Source organism: Kitasatospora sp. NPDC086801, from assembly GCF_044745805.1.
GTDB lineage: Bacteria > Actinomycetota > Actinomycetes > Streptomycetales > Streptomycetaceae > Kitasatospora.
The window spans coordinates 88,981-113,177 of sequence record NZ_JBIVAX010000021.1; the positions used below are offsets into that span (position 1 = coordinate 88,981).

A 24,197-nucleotide genomic window follows, 5' to 3' on the forward strand; every position below is an offset into this window, starting at 1 on the left:
TTCCGGGGCGAGGGGGGATCAGGTGCCGGGCAGGGCGCCGAGCAGGACGCCGGCGGTGAGCACCACGTAGTTGGCGAGCGTCACCGTGCTGGTGGCCATCAGGGTGGCCGCCCGGGGCTGGCGGACCAGCTGGTAGGCGATCAGGCCGGGGACGATGAAACCGAGCGTCTGGTTGGCGTAGAGGGTGGGCAGTTCGCGCTGGAGGACCAGCATCACGGTGGCCTGCAACAGCACGCCGATCAGCACCACGGCGGCGAACAGCCGCTTGCCGTAGAGGATCACCAGCTTCTGGACCACCCGGGTGGCGAGGTAGGTCAGGACCGTCACGCCGATCACGATGGCCACCCGCTGGAGGTCCTCGACCAGGGTGAGGGCCAGCCAGCCGGGGGTGATCATGCCGCCGGGGGAGAGGTTGGTGGTCAGGTAGCAGACGAGCGAGAAGACCAGGCCGAGCGCGATGCCGATGGCGGCGATCTCGGGGGTGAGCTCGGTGGGGATCACTGCTGGTCTCCGTGGTGGGGGGTGCGGTGGTGGGGATCGAACCAGGAGTCGGGGATCGGTTCGGGGCGGTGGACGGTCCGGTACGCGGCGTCGTACACCGGCTCGGGGTAGAGCGGTTCGGGGTGCACCGGTTCGGGGTGCACCGGTTCGGGGTAGAGCGGTTCGGGCTCGTGGTACGGGAGTGCGGGTGCGTCGGGTGCGTCCGGGGCCTCGTCGGGGGCGAGCCGGGCCAGCTCCTCCAGGAACAGTTCGCCCTGGCCGTGGATGTTGCCGACGGCCACCAGCGAGGAGTCCGGCCCGAGTTCGGCCAGCAGCTCGGCGGTGAGCCGGGCCGGGTCGCGCTTGTCGCCGCCGAGGTCGACCACCCGGCCGGACCACCCGGCCGGGATGCCGTCCCGGGCGCTCCTGGTGGGGTGGCCGATCAGGAACACGGCGTCCGGGGCGAGGTCGGGCACGATCTGGCCCATCTGGCCGTTGCGCTCCACCCGGTCCGGGCGGCAGTTGACCACCACGTTGAGCGGGCGGTGGATCGCGCCCAGGCCCTCCAGCTGGCGGACGTTCATCAGCGTGGACTCGGGGTCGTTGGCGGCGAAGACGTTGGCGAAGCGCAGCCGCTTGCCGTCCTCGGTGCGGTAGCGCTCGACCGACAGCACGCCCGGGTCCGGCGGGGCCGCCCACATGCCCCGCAGCGCGGTCCGCCGCTCCACGCCGAGGAGTTCGGCGACGGCCAGGGCGATCGCCACGTTCTCCTTGAAGGTGAACCAGCTGAACCCGCGCAGCTCCTCGTCGGTGACCGACTCCGGGTCCACCACGATCAGTTCGCAGTTCCGCCGGGCCGCCTCCGCGCGCAGGAGGTGCACGCGCTCCCGCTCGGCGGTGACGCACACCCCGCCGACCGGCATCGAGCGGGACAGCGACCGGGCGACGTCGTCCAGGGTCGGGCCCATCTCCGCGAGGTGGTCCTCGCGGACGTTGCACAGCACGCCGATGGTGGAGCGGATCAGCTTGGTCTGGTTGACCTCCTGGAGCGCCGGCATGACGGCCATGCACTCGATCACCAGGGCGTCCGGCCGGTAGGTGGCGGCGCGGCGGACGATGCCGATCTGCTCGACCACGTTGGCGATGCCGAACTTGCGGTAGACCGGCTCCTCGGTGGCGTCCGGGTGGATGAACCGGGCCGCCGTGCCGGTGGTCTTGGCGACCGTCACCAGCCCGCCGCCGCGCAGCGCGCCCGCGCAGAGCCGGGTGATCGAGCTCTTGCCGCGGATGCCGTTGACCAGCACCCGGGTCGGGATCTGTTCCAGCGCGGCGAAGTGCCGGCGCTGCTCGACGATGCCGGCCACCAGCAGCACGGTGCAGCACACCAGCAGCACGACGTAGAGGAAGAGCACGGGAGAGGTCCTTCGGGCGGGGCTCAGCGGGCCCGCGCGGGCACGGAGGCCGGCGCGGGCGCGGGGGCGGTGGTACGGCGGGGGCGGGCCGGTTCCTGGCGGACCAGCTCCTGGCGGATCAGCTCCAGGCTCCGGGCGACGCCGCCGACCTCGTCGTGGTGGACGGGGTAGAGCACCGTCCGGCGGTCCCCGGCGGCCAGCGCCTCGGCGCTCGCCGCGAGCCGGCGCAGTGGCAGGCCGACCGCGATGAACAGCCAGCCGAGGCAGAGCGCGGCCGCGGCCAGGCCGAGCATGCCGGCCAGGACGGCCCGCCGGTCGGCCCGGTTCTGGTCCAGGTGCAGCCAGGCCACCGGGTGGGCGGTGACCACCGACCAGCCCAGCTTGGCCACGCTGCCGTTGCCGCCGAGCGGGGCGGCGGCGAGCAGCGAGGGGTCGCCGCCGTCGCGCAGCACGTCGGCGGCGGCCGACTTCTTCGCCTGGGTCAGCAGGGCCCTGGCCCGGCCCTCGGGCAGGTCGCCGAAGGAGCTGTAGCCCTCGTTGGCGGCGAGCACCCGCTGCCGGTCGTCGACCAGCCAGACCCGGCCGAGGCCGGGGCGGACCAGCAGCCCGCTGAGGAAGTCGGTCTTGAACTCGCCGACCAGCACCGGCCCCGGCGGCTCGGCGGCGCCCTCCGCCTCGGCGTCGGCGGGGGCGGCGGTGAGGGCCGCGCGGGCGGCGATCCGGGGCTCCCGGCCGGAGCTGTTGAGCAGCAGCACGCCGCTCGCGCCGAGGGCCTCGGGGCCGGTGCGGTGCGGGGTGTCGCCGGCGTGCGCGAGGACCTCGCCGTTCCCGCCGAGGACGTACAGCGCGCGGTAGCGGTCGTGCTCGGCGAGGGTCGCGCGCAGCAGGGTGTCGGCCTTGCCGACGGAGGCGCCGGCGAGTTCGGGGGCGAGCGAACGCAGGTCCGCGTAGCCCTCGTTGAGGGCCTGGCGGATCCGGTCGGCGGCGGTGTCGGTGCGGTCGCGCTGGCCCGCCACCACCTGGGTGGGGACCCGTACGGTCGGGTCGTTGCCGCCCAGGAACAGCAGCGGGCCGGACCAGCCGAGCACCAGGACGGCGCACAGCGCCAGCGGCAGCGCGGTGCCGGGGCGGCGCTTCGACGCGGCGGGGGCCGGCGGGCGGGCCGGGTCGAGGAGTTGCCGCCGCAGCTCCTCCAGGGCGCGGGCGATCCGGCCGGCCTCGCCGCGCTTCGGGCCGCGGACGGGCTGGTCGAGCCGTTCGCCGCGGGTGAGGCGGCGGGACTCCAGGAACAGCCGCAGCAGCGGTCGCTGGAGGCTGCGGATCAGGTACCACGCCAGCAGCAGGGCCAGGGCGAGCAGCGCGCCGGCGGCGGCCAGGCCGAGCGCGGGGTGGCGCAGGCTGCCGGGCTTGCCGTCGACGGTGCTGGTGGAGACCACGGTCAGGCCGAGAGGTGCGGCCGGGTCGTGTCCGCCCGGGGTGCCGACGGCGGCGTAGCCGGCGACCCGGCGCACGCCCTTGGCGTCCGGGCTGCCGGCCAGGCTGCCGGAGGCCGTCCCGCCGGGGGCCGGGCGTTCGCGGGCGGCGCGCTCCCGGGCGCCGGTGACCACGGCGCGGTCGGCCTCGGCGCCGAGTTCGGCACCGGTGCTGTCCAGGACGGCGCCGGCGGCGTCGAGGACCTGGATGGTCTGCTCCTTGCGGGTCGCGATGCCGGGCAGCCGCAGGTTGTCGGAGGCGACCAGCAGGGCGCGGCCGTCGGTCTTGGTGGTGACCAGGGCGAAGGTGAGCAGCCGGGTGCCGGTGGCGGAGGGCACCAGGACGGGCGCGGGCGCGGTGTCGGTGACCCGGCTGAGGTCGAGGCCGGCCAGCGGCACGGTCTCGCCGCGGGCGGCGAGCAGCCGGCCGGTGTCGGGGCGGACCACCGCCGTGCCGCGCCACTTGTGGTACGCCTGGCCGAGCGCGGACAGCACCGCGGCCGGCTCGGCGGGCGCGGCGTCGTAGCGGGCGGCGGCCCGGCGCAGGTCGGTGGCGCTCTCGTGCAGTCCGGCGCGCAGCGAGGCCGCGGTGTCCTCGGCGGCGTACTGGTGGGACTCCCGGACGGCCTGCGGGGTGTCGTCGACGCGCAGCCCGCCGACGGCGAGCGCGGTGATGGTGGCGACGGCGAGCAGCAGCACCAGCAGCAGCGCGATGGGCGGGCGGATGCCTCCCAGCAGCGGCATGTCGGCCCGGCGGCGATAGCGGTGCTGCCGCGGCGGGGTGGGTGCCGTGCTCACGGGGGCCTCGTTCTCCTCCGAGGCGCGGCGTACCTGTCCCCGGGAAGGTCCGCCGGCCTTCTCGGTCAAGCGCTGATCAAGAGTTGGTCAAGCCGGAACAGCGTACGAAGGGGATTCGGAAAAGTTGTCACGTTCCGGTGTCCATCGGGTGTCGCTTCGGGATCTCTTTCCGTCGGCCCGGTGTGGATCATGGCCACCGGGGGCCCCGGCGGCCCCCGGCGGCCCGCGGTGGGCGGCACGGTAGGTTCGACGGCCATGGAGACTCGGGGTTCGCGACGCCCGCTGCTGCTGTCGGCGGCGGTGCTGCTGGTGCTGGCGGTGCTCGCGGCGGTGCTGACCCTGGCCGCGCGCGGCTCCGCCGAGCGGCCGGCGGCGGCGACGGGCGCGGCGACGGGCCGGAGCGGACCGACCGGGCCCGCCCCGGTGGACCTGGCGGCCCTGGTCGACGGGTACACCGCCGGGTTCACCCCGGGCGGCCCGTACACCGTGCCGGACGCCGGACAGCGCCGGGCGATCGCCGACGGCGTGCTCGGCGCGCTGGACGGGCAGGCCGAGCAGGCCGGGCGCGCGCTGGCGCGGGCCGGCTACCGGCTCACCGAGTTCACCGAGGCGGCGACCGGTCGCCGGGTGGCGGAGATCGCCGACGGCACGGACACTGACGGCACGGACCCCGGGGGCCGCGGCTGGGGCCGGGTCTACCTGGACCTCTCGGCCCGGGCGGGCTGGACCGTGCAGGTGCCCCACCCGGTCTCGGACGCCCGCACCGAGGCGCTCGGGGTGGACCTCTTCCGGGCCGCGCCGGGCGGGGTGCTGGTGCTCGCCGGGGCGCACCGCCGGGCCGGCGCGGACGGTGCCTCGGACGTCGCCCACCGCGCCGACACGGTCTTCGCGGCGGTGGTCGAGGCGCTCACCGGGCGCGGCCTGCCCGGCATCCAGGTGCACGGCTTCGACGAGGGCAGCCTGCCCGGGCAGGACGCGGTGGTCTCTAGCGGCGCCGGCCAGCCGGGGCCGGCCGCCGAGCTGACCGCCGCCGGGCTGGGGCGGGCCGGGTACGCGGTCTGCCGGGCCTGGCGGGAGAAGTGCGGGCAGCTCGGGGGCACCACCAACGTCGAGGGCCGGTTCGCGGCCGGGCTCGGCGTGCCGTGGCTGCACGTCGAGCTGGGGAACGGGCTGCGCACCGAGCCGGCCCGCCGCGCGGTGGTGGCCGGGGTGCTGGCGGAGACGGCCCGCGGCTGGGCCGCGGCGGGCACGCCGGTGCCCGCGTCCTGAGCGGCGGGCCGGGGCCGGACACGCCCTAGCAGGGGCGGCGGCGCAGGTCCATCACGTAGTCGTGCGGGGCGCCGGCGCTCTCCGCGGCGTCGGCGATCAGGCCGAGGTAGCGGGCTGCGGGCAGGCCGCCCTCGTAGTCGTTGAGCACGTACGTCCAGACCGGGGTGTCGCCGTCCAGGGTCTGCGCGCGCAGTTTGATCTTGCGGTAGATGCCGAGCTGGACGCCCTCCCAGCGGTCCAGGCCCTCCTCGTCCATCGGCGCGACGTCGTACAGCGAGACGAAGACCTGGTCCTTCCCGTCCTCGACGACGGTGGCCAACGAGCCCTCCCAGCCGAGCTGTTCGCCGCCGAAGGTGAGCCGCCAGCCGTCCAGCCACCCGGTGCCGCGCAGTGGTGAGTGCGGGGCGCGGCGGGTCATCTGCCGTGCATCGAGGTTGGTGGCATACGCGGCGTAGAGGGGCATGGGGGGAAGACTAGCCCGGCGGGTGGACGGCCCGTGGCGACTGGGCGACCGCACAGGAGCCCGGACCCCGGCGTGGCGCCGCTCCCGGCGTGCGGGACAATGGTGCACGTGACTCGGATCGTGATCATCGGTGGCGGACCCGGCGGCTACGAGGCTGCGCTGGTGGCCGCACAGCTCGGCGCGGAGGTGACCGTCGTCGACCGCGACGGTCTGGGCGGATCGGCGGTGCTCACCGACTGCGTGCCGTCGAAGACCCTGATCGCGACCGCGGAGGTGATGACCACCTTCGACAGCTCGTACGAGGAGCTGGGCATCACCGTCGCGCAGGACGAGGCCGCGGACGCGGCCAAGGTCATCGGCGTGGACCTGGGCAAGGTCAACCGCCGCGTGAAGCGACTGGCGATCGCGCAGTCCCACGACATCACCCAGTCGGTCACCCGGGCCGGGGTCACCGTGCTGCGCGGCCGCGGCCGGCTCGGCGGCGGCGGGCAGGCGGTGGACGGCTCCCGCGAGGTGCTGGTGGACGCGCCGGACGGCACCGTCCAGTCGGTGCGCGCCGACGCGGTGCTGATCGCCACCGGCGCCCACCCCCGCGAGCTGCCGGACGCCCAGCCGGACGGCGAGCGGGTCCTCACCTGGACCCAGGTGTACGACCTGGAGGAGCTGCCCCGCGAGTTGATCGTGGTCGGCTCCGGTGTGACCGGCGCCGAGTTCGCGGGTGCCTACCAGGCGCTCGGCTCCAAGGTCACCCTGGTCTCCAGCCGCGACCGGGTGCTGCCGGGCGAGGACCCGGACGCCGCCGAGGTGCTGGAGGACGTCTTCCGCCGCCGTGGCATGAACGTGATGGGCCGCTCGCGCGCCGAGAGCGTCAAGCGGATCGGCGACCGGGTCGAGGTGGCCCTCGCCGACGGCAAGGTGATCGAGGGCACGCACTGCCTGATGGCGGTCGGCTCGATCCCCAACACCGCGGAGATGGGCCTGGAGGAGGCCGGGGTCAAGCTCAACGACTGGGGCCAGATCCAGGTCGACCGGGTCTCCCGCACCAGCGCCCCGGGCGTCTACGCGGCCGGCGACTGCACCGGCGTCTTCATGCTCGCCTCGGTGGCGGCCATGCAGGGCCGGATCGCGATGTACCACGCGCTCGGCGACGCGGTGCAGCCGCTGAACCTGAAGACCGTCGCCTCCAACGTCTTCACCGACCCGGAGATCGCCACCGTCGGCTACACCGCGGCCGACGTGGAGTGCGGCAAGATGGACGCGGTCGTGGTCAAGCTGCCGCTGCGCGGCAATCCGCGGGCGAAGATGCAGGGCATCCGGGACGGCTTCGTGAAGCTGTTCTGCCGTCCGGGCACCGGCATCGTGGTGGGCGGCGTGGTCGTCGCCCCGCGGGCCAGCGAGCTGATCCACCCGATCGCGCTCGCGGTGGACGCCAATCTGACCGTCGAACAGGTGGCCAGCGCCTTCACCGTCTACCCGTCGGTCTCCGGCTCGACCGCCGAGGCCGCCCGGCAGCTGCACATCCGCAAGCGGGTCGAGGGCGAATCCTGAGCGTCCGGCGCACAGTTGAGGGCGGCTGCCGATCGGCGGCCGCCCTTTGCGCAGGAGTGATCGTCACCCGGACGGCGGGCGCAGCCCCGGGCTGCTGGCGGCGCGTATTGTACGGTCACGCGCCGCTCTTGCGTGAGCAATTCCAGCTACTAGCTGCAAACGCCTGAAAGCAGACGGTCACGCACGTTACCGTCGGTTCTGTGTTTGCAGCAGAACGTCGCCAGTTGATCCTCGAAATGGTGCGCGCCAACGGAGCGGTCTCGCTCCGGGAGTTGGCCCGCGTCGTCCAGACCTCCGAAGTGACCGTGCGCCGCGACGTACGGGCACTGGAGGCAGAAGGGCTCCTCGACCGCCGGCACGGCGGCGCGGTGCTCCCCGGCGGCTTCAGCCGCGAACCCGGCTACCCGCAGAAGACCCACCTCTCCGCAGCGGAGAAGAGCGCCATCGCGGACCTCGCCGCCGGCCTGGTGGAGGAGGGGGACGCGGTGGTGGTCGGCGCCGGCACCACCGCCCAGGAGCTGGCCCGCAGGCTGGCCAGGGTGCCCGGCCTCACCGTGGTCACCAACTCGCTGCTGGTCGCCCAGGCGCTGGCGCACGCCAACCGGGTGGAGGTGGTGATGACCGGCGGCACCCTGCGGGGCTCCAACTACGCGCTGGTCGGCAGCGGTGCCGAGCAGTCCCTGCACGGGCTGAGGGTCTCCAAGGCCTTCATCTCCGGCAGCGGGCTGACCGCCGAGCGGGGCCTGTCCACCACCAACATGCTGTCCGCGAGCGTGGACCGGGCGCTGGTGCAGTCGGCCACCGAGGTCATCGTCCTCGCCGACCACACCAAGCTCGGCGCGGACACCATGTTCCAGACGGTGCCCACCGAGACCATCACCCGGCTGGTCACGGACGAGCAGGCGACGGCGGACGACGCCACCGCCCGGGAGCTCGACGCGCTCGCCGACTGCGGGGTGCAGATCGACCTGGCGCCGCTCGGCGCCGCCCCCACCGGGGACGCTCCGGTGCACGGCACCGGCAGCGGGCCCGTCCACCAGACCCAGCCCGGCCCGCTGCCGCGCCGGGCCGCCCCGCCCCCCGGCGGCGCCCCGCTGCCCGGCCAGCGCCGTCCGGGCGCGCACGGCGGCCCGGCGGGGCCGGGCGGCATGCCGGTCCGGCTGGCCGAACTGGGCATCCCGCGCGGGCGCTGAGCGCCCGTACGGCCGCGCGAACGCGGTCGGCCCGCACCCCCCCGAGGGGGTACGGGCCGGCCGGTGCTCCAGGGAGCGGGTCAGTCCTTGATCTCGCACAGCGCGGCGCCGCTGCTGACGCTCGCGCCGACCTCGGCCTTGAGGCCGACGACGGTGCCCGCCTTGTGCGCGTTCAGCGGCTGCTCCATCTTCATCGCCTCCAGGACCACGATCAGCTCGCCCTCGGCGACGACCTGGCCCTCCTCGACGGCGACCTTGACGATGGTGCCCTGCATCGGCGAGGCCAGGGTGTCGCCGCTGACGGCCGAACCGGCCTTCTTGGCGCCCACCCGGCGCTTGGCCTTCGGGGCACCCGCCGCACCGGCCGCCGGGGCCGCCGAGACGCCCAGCGAGGACGGCAGCGAGACCTCGATCCGCTTGCCGCCGACCTCGACCACGACGGTCTCCCGGCCCTCGGCCTCCTCGCCGTCGCCGGCCGCGCCCGTGAACGGCGGGATGGTGTTGTCGAACTCGGTCTCGATCCACCGGGTGTAGATCGTGAACGGGCCCTCGCCGCCGTGCACCTCGGGCGCGAACGCCGGGTCGGTGACGACCGCCTGGTGGAACGGGATGGCGGTGGCCATGCCCTCCACCTTGAACTCGCTCAGCGCGCGGCGGGCCCGCTCCAGGGCCTGCTTGCGGTCCCGGCCGGAGACGATCAGCTTGGCCAGCAGGGAGTCCCAGGCCGGGCCGATGACCGAGCCGGTCTCCACGCCGGAGTCCAGCCGGACGCCCGGGCCGGACGGCGGCGCGAACAGCGTCACGGTGCCGGGCGCGGGCAGGAAGCCCCGGCCCGGGTCCTCGCCGTTGATGCGGAACTCGAACGAGTGGCCGCGCACCTCGGGGTCGCCGTAGCCCAGTTCCTCGCCGTCGGCGATCCGGAACATCTCGCGGACCAGGTCGAGGCCGGTGACCTCCTCGGTGACCGGGTGCTCGACCTGGAGCCGGGTGTTGACCTCCAGGAAGGAGATCGTGCCGTCCAGCGCGACCAGGAACTCGCAGGTCCCGGCGCCCTGGTAGCCGGCCTCCTTCAGGATGGCCTTGGACGCCCGGTACAGCTCGGCGTTCTGCTCGGCGGTCAGGAACGGCGCGGGCGCCTCCTCGACCAGCTTCTGGTGCCGGCGCTGCAGCGAGCAGTCACGGGTGGAGACGACCACCACGTTGCCGTGCTTGTCCGCGAGGCACTGGGTCTCCACGTGCCGCGGGTTGTCCAGGTAGCGCTCGACGAAGCACTCGCCGCGGCCGAAGGCGGCGACGGCCTCGCGCACCGCGGACTCGTACAGCTCCGGGATCTCCTCCAGCGTGCGGGCGACCTTGAGGCCGCGGCCGCCGCCGCCGAAGGCCGCCTTGATGGCGACCGGAAGGCCGTGCTCCCGGGCGAACGCGACCACCTCGTCGGCACCCGTGACCGGGTTCGGGGTGCCGGCGACCAGCGGCGCGCCGGCGCGCTGCGCCACGTGCCGGGCCGTGACCTTGTCACCGAGGTCGCGGATGGCCTGCGGGGGCGGGCCGATCCAGGTCAGCCCCGCGTCGAGGACGGCCTGGGCGAAGTCGGCGTTCTCCGACAGGAACCCGTAGCCGGGGTGGACGGCGTCGGCCCCGGAGTCCGCGGCGGCCTTCAGGACCTTGGCGATGTCCAGGTAACTGGTGCCGGGGGTGTCTCCACCCAGCGCGTAAGCCTCGTCGGCCGCGCGGACGTGCAGCGCATCCCGGTCCGGCTCGGCGTAGACGGCGACGCTGGCGATACCGGCGTCCGAGCAGGCCCGGGCGACGCGGACGGCGATTTCCCCGCGGTTGGCGATGAGCACCTTGCGCACTGTGGCTCCCTTCTTGAACCTGGTCGAGTTTATGGATTCCTGGGCGGTACCGGCGAGTAGCCCCAGGTTGTGAACTATCCCACACGGACGGTGATGAATTTCCGGGGCCCGTCGACCGCCCGTCCGGTGACGCCGCAGGTCGCGGCCGGTGCGGTCGAACCGGCCGGATCCACAGCGGGTGACCGGGCGGTGGTACGGCGCCCCGGTGGCATCGGACACACTCTCGCGCGGCCGGCTCAAACGACGGTGGAACGGGCGGCGGGGCGCTGCACCGCCTCGGCCGTGACGTCGGCCGCGACCTCCACCATGTCCGGCCCGTACGCCTCCGGGTTGACCACCCGCAGGACGAGCGCGAAGGTGCCGTTGCGGCCGTACCGGCGGGCGAGTTCGCGGTGGTGGGCGACCAGGTACCGGACGCCCGCCTGGTTGGCGGTGCCGGTCTGGCCGGAGATCAGGAAGACCGGGCGCCCGCCGTCCGGCGTGGCGATCCGGGCCAGCAGGGCGTGCACCTGGTCCTGGTCGGCGGTGAAGTCGCGCTCGCCCACCACGATCACGTTGCTGCCCGGGCCCGGCCCGGAGGTGACCAGCGCGCCCGGCAGGCCCCAGGTCAGGTGGGCGGCCATCCGTTCGTTGCTGACCGGTCCGCCCAGGCAGAGCTCGGTCTTGACGCCCAGGCCCCGGTTCGCCGCGTCGTGCGCGACCAGCTCCGGCCGGGCCCCGCACTCCTCGACCAGCCCGGCGAGCCACATCAGCGCGTAGGCGTCCCGGCGGGTCACGGTGTGGGCGTGCGAGCCCGTCCCGATGCTGCGGGGCACCACGATCAGGCACTCGCTGCCGGTCGGCAGTCCGAAGAACTCCCGCACCCGCTCCACCCGGCGGCGCCGGCGCAGGGCCTGTGCGAGCCAGCCGAGCGCGGCGCTGATGGCGCTGGCCACCAGCCCCAGCACCACGTTGAGCACGCTGTCGGTCATCGCCGCGTTCCCTCCCCGTCCGGCCCCGTCCGGCCCCGTCCGGAACGGAGAGCCTAGCGGTGGGGCGGTGCCGGGGCCATGGGCGGCGGAACTGCCCGGCCCGGCGGGCCGCTCGGCGCAGGGCCTCGGCCCGGCCGTCAGGCCCAGAGGTCGACCAGCCGGACGTCCAGGTCGGCGAGCAGGGTGCGCAGCAGCGGCAGCGAGAGGCCGATGACGTTGCCCGGGTCGCCGTCGATGCCCTCGATGAACGGCGCCGAGCGCCCGTCCAGGGTGAACGCCCCGGCGACGTGCAGGGGTTCGCCGGAGGCCACGTAGGCGGCGATCTCGGCGTCGTCCGGGGTGCCGAAGCGGACCGTGGTGGACGCGGTCGCCGAGGACTGCCGGCCGGTCTCGGTGTCGATCACGCAGTGGCCGGTGCGCAGCACCCCGGCCCGGCCGCGCATCGACTGCCAGCGGGCGAGCGCCTCGGTGGCGTCGGCGGGCTTGCCGAGGGCCCGGCCGTCCAGTTCCAGGACGGAGTCGCAGCCGATCACCAGCTCGCCGCCGGTCAGTTCGGCGGCGACGGCCTTGGCCTTGGCCTCGGCCAGCACCAGGGCGAGCTCGCCCGGGGTGGCGGCGCTGATCGCGTCCTCGTCCACGCCGCTGACCACCACGCGCGGGGCGAGGCCCGCCTGGCGCAGCAGCCCGAGGCGGGCGGGGGAGGCGGAGGCGAGGACGAGGGTGCGCTGGTCGGTCATGCCCACCAGGGTAGGGGGTGCCGATATCCGCCGTTCGGGTGAACGACGGTCATAGCAGGAGGAGGACGGCGGCCACCATCGCGAGGGCGGCGAGCACCCGGCCGGCCCGGTGCAGCCGCTCCATCATCCGGCGGGCCTCCGGGGAGGGCTCGTCACGGGGGTCTGACCAGAGCACACGTCCAGGGTGCGCCGGGCCCGGCCCGGGGCGCCTGAGTATCCGTACTCAGCTTTCGGGCAATCCGGGCGGACGGACCGGAACGGGTGCGGAGTGGGCGGGTGCGGAGTGGGAAGTCGGACGGGCCGACTTCCCACTCCGCACCTGCTTTCTCAGCTCGCCCAGCCGGACGTCCGCCAGGCGTTGACGCCCGGGTGGATCTCCTGGCGGAACAGGCGGGAGCGGTCGTTCCAGGGAGCGGCCGGGCCGGCACCGGCGAGGCGCGCCGCCTCGGCGGCGGCCTGCGCGGCGGCGGCCCGGGCCTGGACCACCGCCAGGACGGCGGCGAGCTCCTCGGGGGTCGGCTGCCCGTGCAGCACGTGGATCGGGGCCATGGCTCATTCTCTCCCGACGGGGGCCTACAGGGGGATGTTGCCGTGCTTCTTCGGCGGCAGCACCTCGCGCTTGCCGCGCAGCGCCCGCAGACCCCGGACGATGTGCCGGCGGGTCTCGCTCGGCGGGATCACCGCGTCCACGTAGCCGCGCTCGGCCGCCAGGTACGGGTTCAGCAGGGTGTCCTCGTACGAGGCGATCAGCTCGGCCCGCTTCTGCTCGGCACCGCCCGCCGCCCCGGCCTCGGCGATCTCCCGCCGGTGCAGGATGTTGACCGCGCCCTGCGCGCCCATCACCGCGATCTGCGCGGTCGGCCAGGCCAGGTTGAGGTCGGCGCCCAGGTGCTTGGAGCCCATGACGTCGTACGCGCCGCCGAAGGCCTTGCGGGTGATCACGGTGATCAGCGGGACGGTCGCCTCGGCGTACGCGTAGATCAGCTTGGCGCCGCGGCGGATGATGCCGTCCCACTCCTGCTCGGTGCCGGGCAGGAAGCCGGGCACGTCGACGAAGGTCAGCACCGGGATGTTGAAGGAGTCGCAGGTCCGGATGAAGCGGGCGGCCTTCTCGCTGGCGTTGATGTCCAGGCAGCCGGCCAGGTCCATCGGCTGGTTGCCGACGATGCCGACCGACTGGCCCTCGACCCGGCCGAAGCCGGTGATGATGTTGCCCGCGTACAGCGGCTGGGTCTCCAGGAACTCGCCGTCGTCGACGATGTGCTCGATCACCTTGCGCATGTCGTACGGCTGGTTCGCCGAGTCCGGCACGATGGCGTCGAGTTCGAGGTCCTCGTCGGTGACGGTGAGGTCCGCCTGCTCGGGGTACGACGGCGGGTCGGAGAGGTTGTTGGAGGGCAGGTACGAGAGCAGGCTCTTGACGTACTCGACGGCCTCCTTCTCGTCGGTGGCCAGGTAGTGCGCGTTGCCGGACTTGCTGTTGTGGGTGCGGGCGCCGCCCAGCTCCTCCATGCCGACGTCCTCGCCGGTCACGGTCTTGATCACGTCCGGGCCGGTGATGAACATGTGCGAGGTCCGGTCGGCCATCACCACGAAGTCGGTGATCGCGGGGGAGTACACCGCGCCGCCCGCGCAGGGGCCCATGATCAGCGAGATCTGCGGGATCACGCCCGAGGCGTGCACGTTGCGGCGGAAGATCTCGCCGTACAGGCCGAGCGAGACCACGCCCTCCTGGATCCGGGCGCCGCCGGAGTCGTTGATGCCGATGACCGGGCAGCCGGTCTTCAGCGCGAAGTCCATCACCTTGACGATCTTCTCGCCGAACACCTCGCCCAGGGAGCCGCCGAACACGGTGAAGTCCTGGGCGAAGACGGCGACCTGGCGGCCGTCCACGGTGCCGTAGCCGGTCACCACGCCGTCGCCGTACGGGCGGTTCCGCTCCTGCCCGAAGTTCGTCGAGCGGTGCCGGGCGAACTCGTCGAACTCGACGAAGGAGTCCTCGTCCAGCAGCTCCGCGACCCGCTCGCGGGCCGTCAGCTTGCCCTTGGCGTGCTGCTTCTCCACGGCCGTGGCGGAGCCGGAGTGCACCGCCTCGTCGAGCCTGTGCCGGAGGTCGGCGAGCTTGCCGGCGGTGGTGTGGGGGTCGTACGGCGCCTCGGTCATCCGGTGGCTCTCCCTGATCCATGGCCGCGACCTGTTCGAGTGCGTGCGGGCCGGAGTGGGGCCCGCGCATGAGGGCAGGGCGGCGCTGCGAACTACCGTTGGGTAGCGTAGCCAGCGCACGGGGCCGGACGTCACGTCCTGGCGTTATGGCCATCGACACAGTGTGTCAACGCGCGTTCTGCGGGACGATGGGGCGGCCTACGCCCCCGGCGTCCGGGCGCCGTCCAGGGCGTGTCCGCCGGACAGGCCCTAGTGTTCTGGAGCATGACCGCACCCGAGACCCCCCGCCGCAGTGGACTGCGCGGTTTCGGCCACGCCGGGCCGTCGCCGTGGACCGACCTGGACCGCCCGCCGCTGGACGAGGCGGCGCTGCGCCGCGACCTGGTGGTTCCGGACGGGCTCTGGACCTCGGTGGACGTCGTCGCCGAGACCGGCTCCACCAACAGCGACCTCGCCGCCCGCGCCCGGGCCGGTGCCCCGCAGGGCGCGGTGCTGGTCGCCGAGGTGCAGAACTCCGGGCGCGGCCGGCTGGAACGCCGGTGGACCGCCCCGGCCCGCTCCGGGCTGTTCCTGTCCGTCCTGCTGCGCCCCGAGGAGGTGCCGGTCGAACGGTACGGCTGGCTGCCGATCCTGGTCGGGGTGGCCACCGCCAGCACGCTGAGCCGGGTCGCCGGGGCCGAGGTCGGGCTGAAGTGGCCCAACGACCTCCAGGTGGAGATCGACGGCGCGGAGCGCAAGCTCGGCGGCATCCTCACCGAGCTGAGCGGCGGCGCCGTGGTCGCCGGCCTCGGCATCAACGTCTCGCTGCGCGAGCCCGAACTGCCCGTCCCCACCGCGGCCTCGCTCACGCTGGCCGGCGCCCGGGTCACCGACCGGTCGACCCTGCTGCGCGCCCTGCTGCGCGAGTTCGCCGAGCTGTACCGCGCCTGGACGGCCGCCGCCGGCGACCCGCACGCCAGCGAACTGCTCCGCGCCTACACGGACCGCTGCACCACGCTCGGCCGCCAGGTGAAGGTGCACCTGCCGGGTGACCGGGAGCTGGTCGGCGAGGCGGTGGCGATCGACGGCGACGGCCGCCTGGTGGTCCGCACCCCCGACGGCGCACGCCGGGCGGTCGGCGCGGGGGACGTCGTCCACGTGCGCCCCGAGCCCCGCTGAACGGCACTCTTCACCTCTCCTTGACCCGGGCTGATGCCCCGGATCACGCGATTCCGTGCGAACATTCCACCTGGCAGCGGTGTGAGGCGCGCCACTGCCCGCCGGGTGGCGGGCGCGCCCGGACAGGCAGGACACGAGGCAAGTGCGGCGACCGCACGGGGACGGACCGGTGGCAGAGGACGGCAGCAGCGGCGCGACATCGGGCCCCCACGACCCCACGGTCGCGCTCGAACTGGAACGCCTGATCCTGGACGCGCCACGCCGCTACACCCCGTACCAGGCCGCGCGGGCCGCCGACGTCCCGATGGAGCTGGCGACCCGCTTCTGGCGGGCCATGGGCTTCCCCGACATCGGCCAGTCCCGGGCCCTCACCGACGGCGACGTGATCGCCCTGCGCCGGCTGGCCGGCCTGGTCGAGTCCGGCCTGCTCAGCGAGTCGATGGCGATCCAGGTGGCCCGTTCCACCGGCCAGACCACCGCCCGGCTGGCGGGCTGGCAGATGGACACCTTCCTGGAGAACCTCACCCAGGCCGTCGAACCCGGCCTGACCCGCGCCGACGTCGCCTACCCGCTGGTCGAGCTGCTGCTGCCGGAGCTGGAACAGTTCCTGGTGTACGTCTGGCGCCGCCAGCTCGCCGCCGTCACCGGCCGGGTGGTCCAGGCCGCCGAGGACAACGAGATCACCAGCGGCCGCCTCGCCGTCGGCTTCGCCGACCTGGTCGGCTTCACCCGGCTGTCGCGGCGGTTGGAGGAGGAGGAGCTCGGCGAACTCGTCGAGACCTTCGAGAACACCTGCTCGGACCTGATCGCCGGGCAGGGCGGCCGGGTCATCAAGACCCTCGGCGACGAGATCCTCTACGTCTCCGAGGACCCGGTCACCGCCGCCGAGATCGCGCTCAGCCTGATCGAGGCCCTCGCCGAGGACGACACCATCCCCGCGCTGCGGGTCGGCATGGCCTTCGGCACGGTCACCTCGCGGATGGGCGACGTCTTCGGCACCACCGTCAACCTGGCCAGCCGGCTCACCTCGATCGCGCCCAAGGACGCGGTGCTGATCGACGGCGAGTTCGCCGCCGCGCTGGAGCAGTACGGCAGCGTCGCCCCGCCCGACACGGACGGTCCCGGCCTCGCCGAGGCGCTGTCGGCCGCCGCCGGGATGCCCGCCTCGGGCCTGCCGGTGCCGGGGCTGGACGCCGGGCACCGGTTCCGCCTGCAGCCGATGTGGCGCCGGCCGGTGCGCGGGCTCGGGCTGGTCGAGCCGTGGCTGCTGTCGCGGCGGCTGAAGCCGGAGTAGGGCTCCTCGCCCCTCCCGGGCCCTTCCCGGCCCTTCTCGGCCCCTCCCGGGTCCTTTCCGGTCCCGCTCGCGCCCCTCCCGGTCTCCTCCTGTGCCCTTCCCGGCCTTTCCCGGGCCTTTCCGGCCTTCCCGGGGCTTTTCCAGGACGTGGTGCGGGGCCGGTCCCGATGCTTGGGGTGCCGAACGGTTGAAACCCGTACGGCCGGTTGCGGGTCCGCCCCGGCAAACGGGGCATAACCGAACGAAACCGCCATAGTCTTGGTGCAGGCGGCCGGACGGGTGCGGCCGCCGTTCGGGGGTCCGGCAGGACCGAGCACAGGGAGCGAGGCGAGCCGGTGAGCAGTGAGGCGATCATGACGGACCGCGGCTGCGACTGCGGCGGCCCGCAGCCGTCCGGCCAACTGCCCGACCTGCGGCTCCAGTCCGTGGTCGAGCTGGCCCAGGACATGGCCGGCGCGCTCACCCCGCTGGAGGCCGTCCGGGCCGCCGCCGCCCGCGCCACCGAGGCGCTCGGGGCCACCATGGCGGCCGTCTCGGTCTGGGACCGCGAATCCGGTCGGCTCCGGGTCCTGGTCAACCACGGCGAGCTCGCGCCCGGCGAGGAGGAACTGCCCGAGGACGAGTCGTACCCCGTCGCCGACTTCCCCGAGATCGTCACCTACCTGGAGGAGCGCTGGACCACCGGGCGCCTCCCGCGCGCCTGGCTGCAGACCGCCGAGAACACCGAACCGCACGCCGGGCACACCCACCCCACCGCCGGTGCGTACTGCCAGGAGCGCGCCGCGGCGCTGCGCCGGCGCGGCCGCGCCTGCTGCGTGGTCGCCCCGATCGTCCTGCACGGGCAGGCCTGGGGCGAGCTGTACCTGGCCCGCAGCGTCGGGACGCCCGAGTTCGCCGACGCCGACGCCGACTACGCGACCCTGCTCGCGGCCCAGATCTCGGCCGGCCTGGCCCAGACCGAACGCCTCGCCGACCTGCGCAGACTCGCCTTCTCCGACCCGCTCACCGGCCTCGCCAACCGGCGGGCCGTCGACGCCCGGCTGGAGAGCGCCCTGACGGCGCACAACCGGGACAACACCGTGGTCTCGCTCGTCGTCTGCGACGTCAACGGCCTCAAGCGGGTCAACGACCAGCTCGGCCACGAAATGGGCGACCGGCTGCTCGAACGGTTCGCCCACCAGCTCTCGGTCGCCGCGGCCAAACTCCCCGGCAGCCTCGCCGCCCGCCTCGGCGGCGACGAGTTCTGCCTGCTCGCCGAAGGGCAGAAGGCCGACGAGGTGGTCACCGTCGCCGAGGAGCTCTGCGCCCGGGCCCTCGCCCTGTCCGAGGGCGAGGGCGTCGCCTGCGGCGTCGCCTCCACCGGTGACTCCATCGGCCCCGTCACCACCCCCGACCGGCTCTTCCGGCTCGCCGACGCCGCCCAGTACCGGGCCAAGGCCGCCCGTGCCGCCCACCCCGTCGTCGCCGGGCGCAGCCACGGCCCCGGCTTCTCGCCCGACCCCACCGTGCTGCTCGCCGACGCCGCCGACCCGCACCACCGGGCCGACGGACGCGGGCGCCCCGGCCGGGCCGGGGCGGGCGACCGGCGGCGCTTCCGGGGCGCCGCGCACAGCGCCGACCCGGGCCAGTTGCTCACCGCCGTCCTCGCGGCCCTCGACCAGGCCTCCGCCGCCCGGGCCGTCCACCCCGCCGACACCCTCGGCAAGCTCGTCGTCGTCGCCGAGGCCTCCGCCCGGCTGCTCGACGCCGTCGGCTGGTGGGTCTCCTACGTCCCGCCCGGCTCCCACCTCATGCGCACCGCCCAGCACGCCGTCTACCGGATGACCCGCGGCCCCAGCAGCACCCGCGCCGAGACCCAGCGGGCCCAGATCGAGGCCCCGGACGCCGTCTTCGACCTGCGCCACTACCCGATGACCCGCCGCGCCGTCCGCGGCGGCGCCTTCGCCCTGCGCGCCGGCGCGGCCGGCAACGACCCGGCCGAGGAGGCCATGCTGGTCGTCTCCGGCTACCGCGGCATGGTGGCCGCCGGCGGCCAGAACCCGGCCGGCGGCTGGCTCGTCGAGCTCTTCGCCGACGACGCCACCCTGCCGCTCGGCCAGGCGGCCTTCGCGATGCGTGCCCTGGTGGCCGTCGCCCTGGCGGGCGCGGCCTCGCCCCCGGTGGTGTGAGGCCGGGGCGGGGGAGTGGGGGGCCGACCGTGGTGCTGGTGCTGGTGCTGGTGCTGGTGCTGGTGCTGGTGCGGCTCAGGCGTCGGGGCGGCCGGTGGAGGGGCGGCAGGTGGCGGGCGGCGGGCCGAGGGCCCGCAGGACCGCCTCGACCAGGCGGTCCGCGTAGGCGTGGTCGAGCGGGCCGAGGCGGTAGAGCCAGCGGTAGTGGATCGGGCCGTAGAGGAGTTCGACGGCGAGGTCGAGGTCGGCGTCCGGGGCGAGTTGGCCGGCCTCGCGGGCGCTGCGCAGGCGGGCTCGGGTGACGTCGAGGAGCGGGTCCAGCAGGCGGGTGCGGTAATCGGCGTACAGGGTCGGGTCGTTGAGGATCTCGGCGGTGACGGCGCGGTAGCTGCGGTCGAGGGAGGGGTCGGTGAGCTCGTCGGTGGTGGGGCGCAGGACGGTCCGCAGGTCGGCGGCGAGGTCGCCGGTGTCGGGGAGGTCGAGGCCGCCCTCGTGCTCGTTGGTGGCGAGGAAGGCGTCGAAGACGACGGCTCCCTTGGACGGCCACCAGCGGTAGATGGTCTGCTTGCCGACGCCGGCCCGGGCGGCGATCGCCTCGATGGTGAGCTTGCCGAAGCCGACCTCGGCGACGAGTTCGGAGGCGGCGGTGAGGACGGCTGCGCGGGAGCGTTCGCTGCGGCGGGCGGGGTCGGGGGCGGTTCTGGGGGCCATGGCGGAAATTCTAAGCGAAGTGGCGAGACGGAACGTATCGTCTTGACGCGGCGCCGGGCTCCCGATCATGCTGGAGGGGCGCCAGCGAGACGAACCGTCTCGTCTCAAGTGAGGAAACCTTGGAGGCCCCCATGACCCGATCCGCCCACCCCGCCCACATCCTGATGGTGTCGGTCCCGGCCCACGGCCACGTCAACCCCAGCCTCGCCGTGATCGCCGAACTGGTCGCCCGGGGCCACCGGGTCAGCTACGTCAACGACGCCTCCTTCGCCGAGGCCGTCGAGTCGACCGGCGCCCGCCTCGTCCCGTACCCGACGCGGCTGCCGCTCGCCGACGACCCGAGCGGGTGGGGGGAGGACCCGGTGGCGATCCAGGAGCTGTTCCTGGACGACGCGCTAGCGATGTACCCCGTCCTGCTGGAGGCCTTCGCGGACGACCGCTCCGACCTGGTGCTCTGCGACATCGCGGGCTTCGCCGGGCGGGCGCTCGGCGAGCGGCTGGGCGTGCCGGTGGTGCAGCTGTCGCCCACCTTCGTCGGCTGGGAGGGCTTCGAGCAGGACCTGGCGGAGGTGTTCGACGCCGTCCGCAACGGGCCCGGCGGCGCCGAGTACTACCGGCGGTTCGCCGACTGGCTGGCCGAGGCCGGGGCGGTGGAACGCGACGTGGACGCCTTCAAGAGCATCCCGGCACGGGCCGTCGCCCTGGTCCCGCGCGCCCTGCAGCCCAACGCGGACCGGGTCGACGAGCGGCGCGTCACCTTCGTCGGGCCGTGCTTCGGCGACCGCGCCCACCAGGGCGAGTGGCACCGGCCGGCGCACGCCGAGAAGGTGCTGCTGGTCTCGCTCGGCTCGGCCTTCACCCACCAGCCCGCGTTCTACCGGGCCTGCGCGCAGGCCTTCGGCGACCTGCCCGGCTGGCACACGGTGCTCCAGGTCGGCGCGCACACCGACCTGGCGGAGCTGGGCGAGGTGCCGGACACCGTTGAGGTGCACCGGTGGGTGCCGCAGCTGTCGGTGCTCGCGCAGGCGGACGCCTTCGTCACCCACGCGGGCATGGGCGGCTCCAGCGAGGGGCTGTACCACGGCGTGCCGATGATCACGGTGCCGCAGGCCGTCGACCAGTTCGCCAACGCGGACGCGCTGGTGGGGCTCGGCGTCGCCCGTCGGCTGGACACCGCGGAGGCCACTGCGGAGGCGCTGCGCGGCGCGTTGCTGGAGCTGGTCGGCGACCCGGCGGTGGCCGAACGGCTGGAGGCGCTGGCCGCCGCCGGCCGGGCCGAGGGCGGCACCGCCCGCGCGGCGGACCTGATCGAGGCCGAGCTCAGGGGGTGACCGGCGCGGTGGGGGAGGACGTGGCGGGGGAGGGCGCGGTGATCCGGTCCGGCCGGGTGTAGACGTTCGCGCCCTCCCCGCGCAGGAAGCCGACCAGGGTCAGGCCCAGCTCCTCGGCCAGGTCCACCGCGAGCGAGGACGGCGCCGAGACGGCCGCCAGCAGCGGGACGCCCGCCAGCGCGGCCTTCTGGGTCAGCTCGAACGAGGCCCGGCCGCTGACCAGCAGCACGTGCCCGGTCAGCGGCAGCCTGCCCTCGCGCAGCGCCCAGCCGACCACCTTGTCCACCGCGTTGTGCCGCCCGACGTCCTCGCGGGCGCAGAGCAGTTCGCCGGTGGCGGCGTCGAACAGTCCGGCCGCGTGCAGGCCGCCGGTGGACTCGAAGGTGCGCTGGGCGGCCCGCAGCCGGTCCGGCAGGCCGTACAGCAGGGACGGCGGGACGGTGAGCGGGTCCTCGCCCACCGGGTGGCGGACGTGGGTGCGGACGGCGTCCACGGTGTCCCGGCCGCACAGGCCGCAGGCGCTGGTGGTGAGCAGGTTGCGGTGCGCGGACAGCGGCAGCGCGCGGGCGGCGCCGCGCAGGGTGGCGTCGACGACGTTGTAGGTGTTGGCGCCGGCTTCGTCCGTCCCGGCGCAGTACCGCAGGGCGGCGAGTTCCTCGGAGGTGTGCACCAGCCCCTCGCCGACCAGGAACCCGGCCACCAGGTCGAAGTCCTGCCCGGGGGTGCGCATGGTGACGGTCAGCGGCTCGCCGCCGAGCCGGATCTCCAGCGGTTCCTCCGCCGCCAGCGCGTCCGGCCGCACCCCGCGCTCGTCCCCCCGCAGCCGCACCACCCGGCGCCGTGCCGTCGCCCGCGTCATCGCCCTGCCACCTCCGTGCGTGTCCGTGGTCATCCGTGGTCACCAGCGTGCGGCACGGGGCGGGCCGGGTGAAAATCCTGCTGGTCGGTACGGGGCGCGCAACCGTGGCCGGTTAGGATGGCGACCACCTGTTGTCATATCTTCATTCACCTGATGTGATGGTGTATATGGATATGCACAGTGCTGTGGCCCCCGACGCTCCGCTGGTCCAGGTCGGCAAGGCCGACGTCAGCGCCGAGGACGTGCTGGCCGTCGCCCGGGGGAACGCCCGGGTCGAGATAGGCCCCGACGCGCTCGCCGAGATGGCGACGGCGCGGGCGCGGATCGACGCCCTCGCGGCCGAACCGCGCCCCGTCTACGGCGTGTCGACCGGCTTCGGCGCGCTCGCCGTCCGGCACATCAGCCCCGAACTGCGGGCACAGCTCCAGCGGTCGCTGGTGCGCTCGCACGCGGCCGGGATGGGGCCGGCGGTCGAGCGCGAGGTCGTCCGGGCACTCGTCTTTCTGCGGATGAAGACGCTGGCCTCCGGCCGGACCGGGGTGCGCCCGCTGGTCGCGCAGACCATGGCCGCCCTGCTCAACGCGGGCATCACCCCGGTGGTCCGGGAGTTCGGCTCGCTCGGCTGCTCCGGCGACCTCGCGCCGCTGTCACACTGCGCGCTGGTCCTGATGGGCGAGGGCGTGGCCACCGGCCCGGACGGTGTGGAGAAGCCCGCCGCCGAACTGCTCGCCGCCGCCGGCATCGAGCCCGTCGAACTGCTGGAGAAGGAGGGCCTGGCCCTCATCAACGGCACCGACGGCATGCTCGGCATGCTGGTGATGGCCATCGCCGACCTGCAACGGCTGTTCACCACCGCCGACATCACCGCCGCGATGACCCTGGAGGCGCTGCTCGGCACCGACAAGGTGCTCGCCCCCGAACTGCACGCCCCGATCCGCCCGCACCCGGGCCAGGCGCTGAGCGCCGCCAACATGCTGGCCGTCCTCAAGGACTCCGGCCTCACCGGCCACCACCAGGACGACGCGCCGCGGGTCCAGGACGCCTACTCGATCCGCTGCGCCCCGCAGGTGGCCGGCGCCGGCCGGGACACCCTCGCCCACGCCCAGCTGGTCGCCTCCCGCGAGCTGGCCGCCTCGGTCGACAACCCGGTGGTGCTGCCGGACGGCCGGGTGGAGTCCAACGGCAACTTCCACGGCGCCCCGGTCGGGTACGTGCTGGACTTCCTCGCCATCGCCGCCGCCGACCTGGGCTCCATCTCCGAGCGCCGCACCGACCGGCTGCTCGACAAGGCCCGCTCGCACGGCCTGCCGGCCTTCCTGGCCGACGACCCGGGCGTGGACTCCGGCCTGATGATCGCCCAGTACACCCAGGCGGCGCTGGTCAGCGAGAACAAGCGGCTCGCCGTCCCGGCCTCGGTCGACTCGATCCCGTCCTCCGCGATGCAGGAGGACCACGTGTCGATGGGCTGGTCCGCCGCCCGCAAGCTGCGCCAGGCCGTCGACAACCTCGGCCGGATCCTCGCCGTCGAACTCACCGCCGCCGCCCGCGCCCTGGAGATCCGCCAGCAGGCGGACGGCGCGGGGCGCACGGCCCCGGCCACCGCGGCCGCGATGGCCGCCGCCCGGGAGGCGGGGGTCGGCGGCGCCGGCCGCGACCGCTTCCTCTCGCCGGACCTGGAGGCCGCCGCGGCGCTGGTCGCCTCCGGGGAGCTGGTGCGGGCGGTGGAGCGGGTCACCGGGCCGCTGGCCTGACCCGGTGTGACCGGGTTCGACCGGTGCGGCCGGGTGTGGCCTGCGTGACGGGCCGTCGGGTCCGGTGGGGGCGGCGGGCCTGTCGGGGCGGTGGGGCCTGGTGGCGGCGGCGGGGCTCAGTCCCAGTCGTCCCGGGACCGGGACCGGGCCCGCGGCTCGTCCCGGTCCCGGCGGTTGCCGAACGCGGCGGCGAAGTTGACCCCGACGATGCCCGCCCAACTGACGATCAGGCCGACGAAGCCCCCGCTCTGCGGGCTGGCCGCGATCGCGGTGAGCGGGATGCCGAGGACCAGCGAGATCACCGCCAGCCGGGTGCCGGAGCTGCCGGGCCCCGGCCCCGGGCGGTGGGGTCGGCGCCGGTGCGCGGGCTCGTAGTCGTCCATCCGCTCGGCCACCCGGCGCTCGACCCGGGCGTCCAGGCGGGCGTCCAGGCGGCTCAGGAACGAGTCGACCAGCTCCGGCTCGTACTCCTTGCCGAGTTCCTTGCGAGCGTGCAGGGCGGCGTCGAGGTCGCGCCGCAGGTCGTCCTGGCGAGTGTCCATGGGAACAGCCTGGGCCCGCGC

20 protein-coding genes and 1 pseudogene are annotated in these 24,197 nt (G+C 74.6%); 8 read left to right on the plus strand and 13 right to left on the minus strand.

The features are described from left to right. Positions 1 to 18: 18 nt before the first annotated feature. Genes ACIPLC_RS22250 through ACIPLC_RS22260 form a run of 3 tightly spaced genes read right to left on the minus strand, consistent with a single transcriptional unit; the run spans position 19 to position 4,162 of the window. Positions 19 to 501 carry a poly-gamma-glutamate biosynthesis protein PgsC/CapC gene (locus tag ACIPLC_RS22250; RefSeq protein WP_063349074.1) on the minus strand — a complete coding sequence of 161 codons (483 nt, stop codon included), beginning with the start codon at positions 499 to 501 and terminating at the stop codon, positions 19 to 21. After that, complete coding sequence (pgsB, locus tag ACIPLC_RS22255) at positions 498 to 1,892, minus strand: poly-gamma-glutamate synthase PgsB (protein WP_400474733.1); 1,395 nt, start codon at positions 1,890 to 1,892, stop codon at positions 498 to 500. The genes ACIPLC_RS22250 and pgsB overlap by 4 nt, the downstream gene beginning before the upstream one ends. Positions 1,893 to 1,915: 23 nt before the next feature. Beyond that, positions 1,916 to 4,162 (minus strand): HAMP domain-containing protein, encoded by a 2,247-nt coding sequence (locus ACIPLC_RS22260; RefSeq protein WP_400474734.1) that lies wholly within the window; start codon positions 4,160 to 4,162, stop codon positions 1,916 to 1,918. Between the two features lie 255 nt (positions 4,163 to 4,417). Here ACIPLC_RS22260 and ACIPLC_RS22265 point away from each other — a divergent pair, with 255 nt between their 5' ends. Then, positions 4,418 to 5,431 carry a hypothetical protein gene (locus ACIPLC_RS22265; RefSeq protein ID WP_400474735.1) on the plus strand — a complete coding sequence of 338 codons (1,014 nt, stop codon included), beginning with the start codon at positions 4,418 to 4,420 and terminating at the stop codon, positions 5,429 to 5,431. 25 nt (positions 5,432 to 5,456) lie between these two features. Here ACIPLC_RS22265 and ACIPLC_RS22270 read toward each other — a convergent pair whose 3' ends face one another. Then, positions 5,457 to 5,894: a gamma-glutamylcyclotransferase gene (locus ACIPLC_RS22270; protein ID WP_400474736.1), complete on the minus strand. Its 438-nt coding sequence runs from the start codon at positions 5,892 to 5,894 to the stop codon at positions 5,457 to 5,459. 99 nt (positions 5,895 to 5,993) lie between these two features. On the opposite strand from ACIPLC_RS22270, the gene ACIPLC_RS22275 reads away from it, so the two are divergent. After that, positions 5,994 to 7,442, plus strand: a complete 1,449-nt coding sequence (locus ACIPLC_RS22275; protein WP_400474737.1) for an NAD(P)H-quinone dehydrogenase — start codon at positions 5,994 to 5,996, stop codon at positions 7,440 to 7,442. A 236-nt stretch (positions 7,443 to 7,678) separates the two neighbouring features. After that, positions 7,679 to 8,635, plus strand: coding sequence for a DeoR/GlpR family DNA-binding transcription regulator (locus ACIPLC_RS22280; protein ID WP_400474772.1), 957 nt, complete (start codon positions 7,679 to 7,681; stop codon positions 8,633 to 8,635). Positions 8,636 to 8,715: 80 nt separating this feature from the next. On the opposite strand, the gene ACIPLC_RS22285 is transcribed toward ACIPLC_RS22280, so the two are convergent. The 6 genes from ACIPLC_RS22285 to ACIPLC_RS22310 all read right to left on the minus strand — a co-directional run bounded on the left by ACIPLC_RS22285 (position 8,716) and on the right by ACIPLC_RS22310 (position 14,362). Continuing rightward, the gene (locus ACIPLC_RS22285; protein ID WP_400474738.1) at positions 8,716 to 10,491 is read right to left on the minus strand and encodes an acetyl/propionyl/methylcrotonyl-CoA carboxylase subunit alpha; all 1,776 of its coding nucleotides are present in this window, start codon (positions 10,489 to 10,491) and stop codon (positions 8,716 to 8,718) included. Between the two features lie 236 nt (positions 10,492 to 10,727). Next, positions 10,728 to 11,462: a hypothetical protein gene (locus ACIPLC_RS22290; protein ID WP_400474739.1), complete on the minus strand. Its 735-nt coding sequence runs from the start codon at positions 11,460 to 11,462 to the stop codon at positions 10,728 to 10,730. A 137-nt stretch (positions 11,463 to 11,599) separates the two neighbouring features. Next, positions 11,600 to 12,199, minus strand: coding sequence for a nucleoside triphosphate pyrophosphatase (locus ACIPLC_RS22295; protein ID WP_400474740.1), 600 nt, complete (start codon positions 12,197 to 12,199; stop codon positions 11,600 to 11,602). A 49-nt stretch (positions 12,200 to 12,248) separates the two neighbouring features. After that, entirely contained in the window at positions 12,249 to 12,374 is a 126-nt protein-coding gene (gene mmpB / locus ACIPLC_RS22300) for a morphogenic membrane protein MmpB (protein WP_279634918.1), read from the minus strand. Positions 12,375 to 12,526: 152 nt separating this feature from the next. Further along, positions 12,527 to 12,748 (minus strand): acyl-CoA carboxylase epsilon subunit, encoded by a 222-nt coding sequence (locus ACIPLC_RS22305; RefSeq protein ID WP_400474741.1) that lies wholly within the window; start codon positions 12,746 to 12,748, stop codon positions 12,527 to 12,529. A gap of 24 nt (positions 12,749 to 12,772) precedes the next feature. Next, entirely contained in the window at positions 12,773 to 14,362 is a 1,590-nt protein-coding gene (locus ACIPLC_RS22310) for an acyl-CoA carboxylase subunit beta (RefSeq protein ID WP_400474742.1), read from the minus strand. A 264-nt stretch (positions 14,363 to 14,626) separates the two neighbouring features. Here ACIPLC_RS22310 and ACIPLC_RS22315 point away from each other — a divergent pair, with 264 nt between their 5' ends. From ACIPLC_RS22315 to ACIPLC_RS22325, 3 genes and pseudogenes are all read left to right on the plus strand, one after another. Continuing rightward, complete coding sequence (locus tag ACIPLC_RS22315) at positions 14,627 to 15,520, plus strand: biotin--[acetyl-CoA-carboxylase] ligase (RefSeq protein WP_400474743.1); 894 nt, start codon at positions 14,627 to 14,629, stop codon at positions 15,518 to 15,520. A gap of 169 nt (positions 15,521 to 15,689) precedes the next feature. Beyond that, on the plus strand, positions 15,690 to 16,814 hold the full coding sequence (locus ACIPLC_RS22320) for an adenylate/guanylate cyclase domain-containing protein (RefSeq protein WP_400474744.1): 1,125 nt from the start codon (positions 15,690 to 15,692) through the stop codon (positions 16,812 to 16,814). A 446-nt stretch (positions 16,815 to 17,260) separates the two neighbouring features. Continuing rightward, positions 17,261 to 18,415: pseudogene (locus tag ACIPLC_RS22325) on the plus strand (diguanylate cyclase domain-containing protein); the annotation flags it as partial. 642 nt (positions 18,416 to 19,057) lie between these two features. Here the strand turns inward: ACIPLC_RS22325 and ACIPLC_RS22330 are convergent. Beyond that, on the minus strand, positions 19,058 to 19,693 hold the full coding sequence (locus ACIPLC_RS22330; protein ID WP_400474745.1) for a TetR/AcrR family transcriptional regulator: 636 nt from the start codon (positions 19,691 to 19,693) through the stop codon (positions 19,058 to 19,060). 131 nt (positions 19,694 to 19,824) lie between these two features. Here ACIPLC_RS22330 and ACIPLC_RS22335 point away from each other — a divergent pair, with 131 nt between their 5' ends. After that, the gene (locus ACIPLC_RS22335) at positions 19,825 to 21,024 is read left to right on the plus strand and encodes a macrolide family glycosyltransferase (RefSeq protein WP_400474746.1); all 1,200 of its coding nucleotides are present in this window, start codon (positions 19,825 to 19,827) and stop codon (positions 21,022 to 21,024) included. Here the strand turns inward: ACIPLC_RS22335 and fdhD are convergent. Further along, positions 21,014 to 21,883, minus strand: coding sequence for a formate dehydrogenase accessory sulfurtransferase FdhD (gene fdhD / locus ACIPLC_RS22340; protein WP_400474747.1), 870 nt, complete (start codon positions 21,881 to 21,883; stop codon positions 21,014 to 21,016). The genes ACIPLC_RS22335 and fdhD overlap by 11 nt on opposite strands. Before the next feature lie 167 nt (positions 21,884 to 22,050). Between fdhD and hutH the strand changes: the two genes are divergently transcribed. Next, positions 22,051 to 23,634, plus strand: a complete 1,584-nt coding sequence (hutH, locus tag ACIPLC_RS22345; RefSeq protein WP_400474748.1) for a histidine ammonia-lyase — start codon at positions 22,051 to 22,053, stop codon at positions 23,632 to 23,634. 116 nt (positions 23,635 to 23,750) lie between these two features. Here the strand turns inward: hutH and ACIPLC_RS22350 are convergent, their stop codons facing one another. Continuing rightward, complete coding sequence (locus tag ACIPLC_RS22350; protein WP_400474749.1) at positions 23,751 to 24,176, minus strand: hypothetical protein; 426 nt, start codon at positions 24,174 to 24,176, stop codon at positions 23,751 to 23,753. Positions 24,177 to 24,197 lie beyond the last annotated feature (21 nt).

What these genes read in the sequence shown, in the direction of transcription:
- ACIPLC_RS22265 (WP_400474735.1), top strand. Translation starts at nt 4,418, where the DNA reads ATGGAGACTCGGGGTTCGCGACGCCCGCTGCTGCTGTCGGCGGCGGTG.
- ACIPLC_RS22270 (WP_400474736.1), bottom strand. Translation starts at nt 5,894, where the DNA reads ATGCCCCTCTACGCCGCGTATGCCACCAACCTCGATGCACGGCAGATG.
- ACIPLC_RS22275 (WP_400474737.1), top strand. Translation starts at nt 5,994, where the DNA reads ATGGTGCACGTGACTCGGATCGTGATCATCGGTGGCGGACCCGGCGGC.
- ACIPLC_RS22280 (WP_400474772.1), top strand. Translation starts at nt 7,679, where the DNA reads ATGGTGCGCGCCAACGGAGCGGTCTCGCTCCGGGAGTTGGCCCGCGTC.
- ACIPLC_RS22290 (WP_400474739.1), bottom strand. Translation starts at nt 11,462, where the DNA reads ATGACCGACAGCGTGCTCAACGTGGTGCTGGGGCTGGTGGCCAGCGCC.
- ACIPLC_RS22295 (WP_400474740.1), bottom strand. Translation starts at nt 12,199, where the DNA reads ATGACCGACCAGCGCACCCTCGTCCTCGCCTCCGCCTCCCCCGCCCGC.
- ACIPLC_RS22305 (WP_400474741.1), bottom strand. Translation starts at nt 12,748, where the DNA reads ATGGCCCCGATCCACGTGCTGCACGGGCAGCCGACCCCCGAGGAGCTC.
- ACIPLC_RS22310 (WP_400474742.1), bottom strand. Translation starts at nt 14,362, where the DNA reads ATGACCGAGGCGCCGTACGACCCCCACACCACCGCCGGCAAGCTCGCC.
- ACIPLC_RS22315 (WP_400474743.1), top strand. Translation starts at nt 14,627, where the DNA reads ATGACCGCACCCGAGACCCCCCGCCGCAGTGGACTGCGCGGTTTCGGC.
- ACIPLC_RS22330 (WP_400474745.1), bottom strand. Translation starts at nt 19,693, where the DNA reads ATGGCCCCCAGAACCGCCCCCGACCCCGCCCGCCGCAGCGAACGCTCC.
- ACIPLC_RS22335 (WP_400474746.1), top strand. Translation starts at nt 19,825, where the DNA reads ATGACCCGATCCGCCCACCCCGCCCACATCCTGATGGTGTCGGTCCCG.
- fdhD (WP_400474747.1), bottom strand. Translation starts at nt 21,883, where the DNA reads ATGACGCGGGCGACGGCACGGCGCCGGGTGGTGCGGCTGCGGGGGGAC.
- hutH (WP_400474748.1), top strand. Translation starts at nt 22,051, where the DNA reads ATGGATATGCACAGTGCTGTGGCCCCCGACGCTCCGCTGGTCCAGGTC.
- ACIPLC_RS22350 (WP_400474749.1), bottom strand. Translation starts at nt 24,176, where the DNA reads ATGGACACTCGCCAGGACGACCTGCGGCGCGACCTCGACGCCGCCCTG.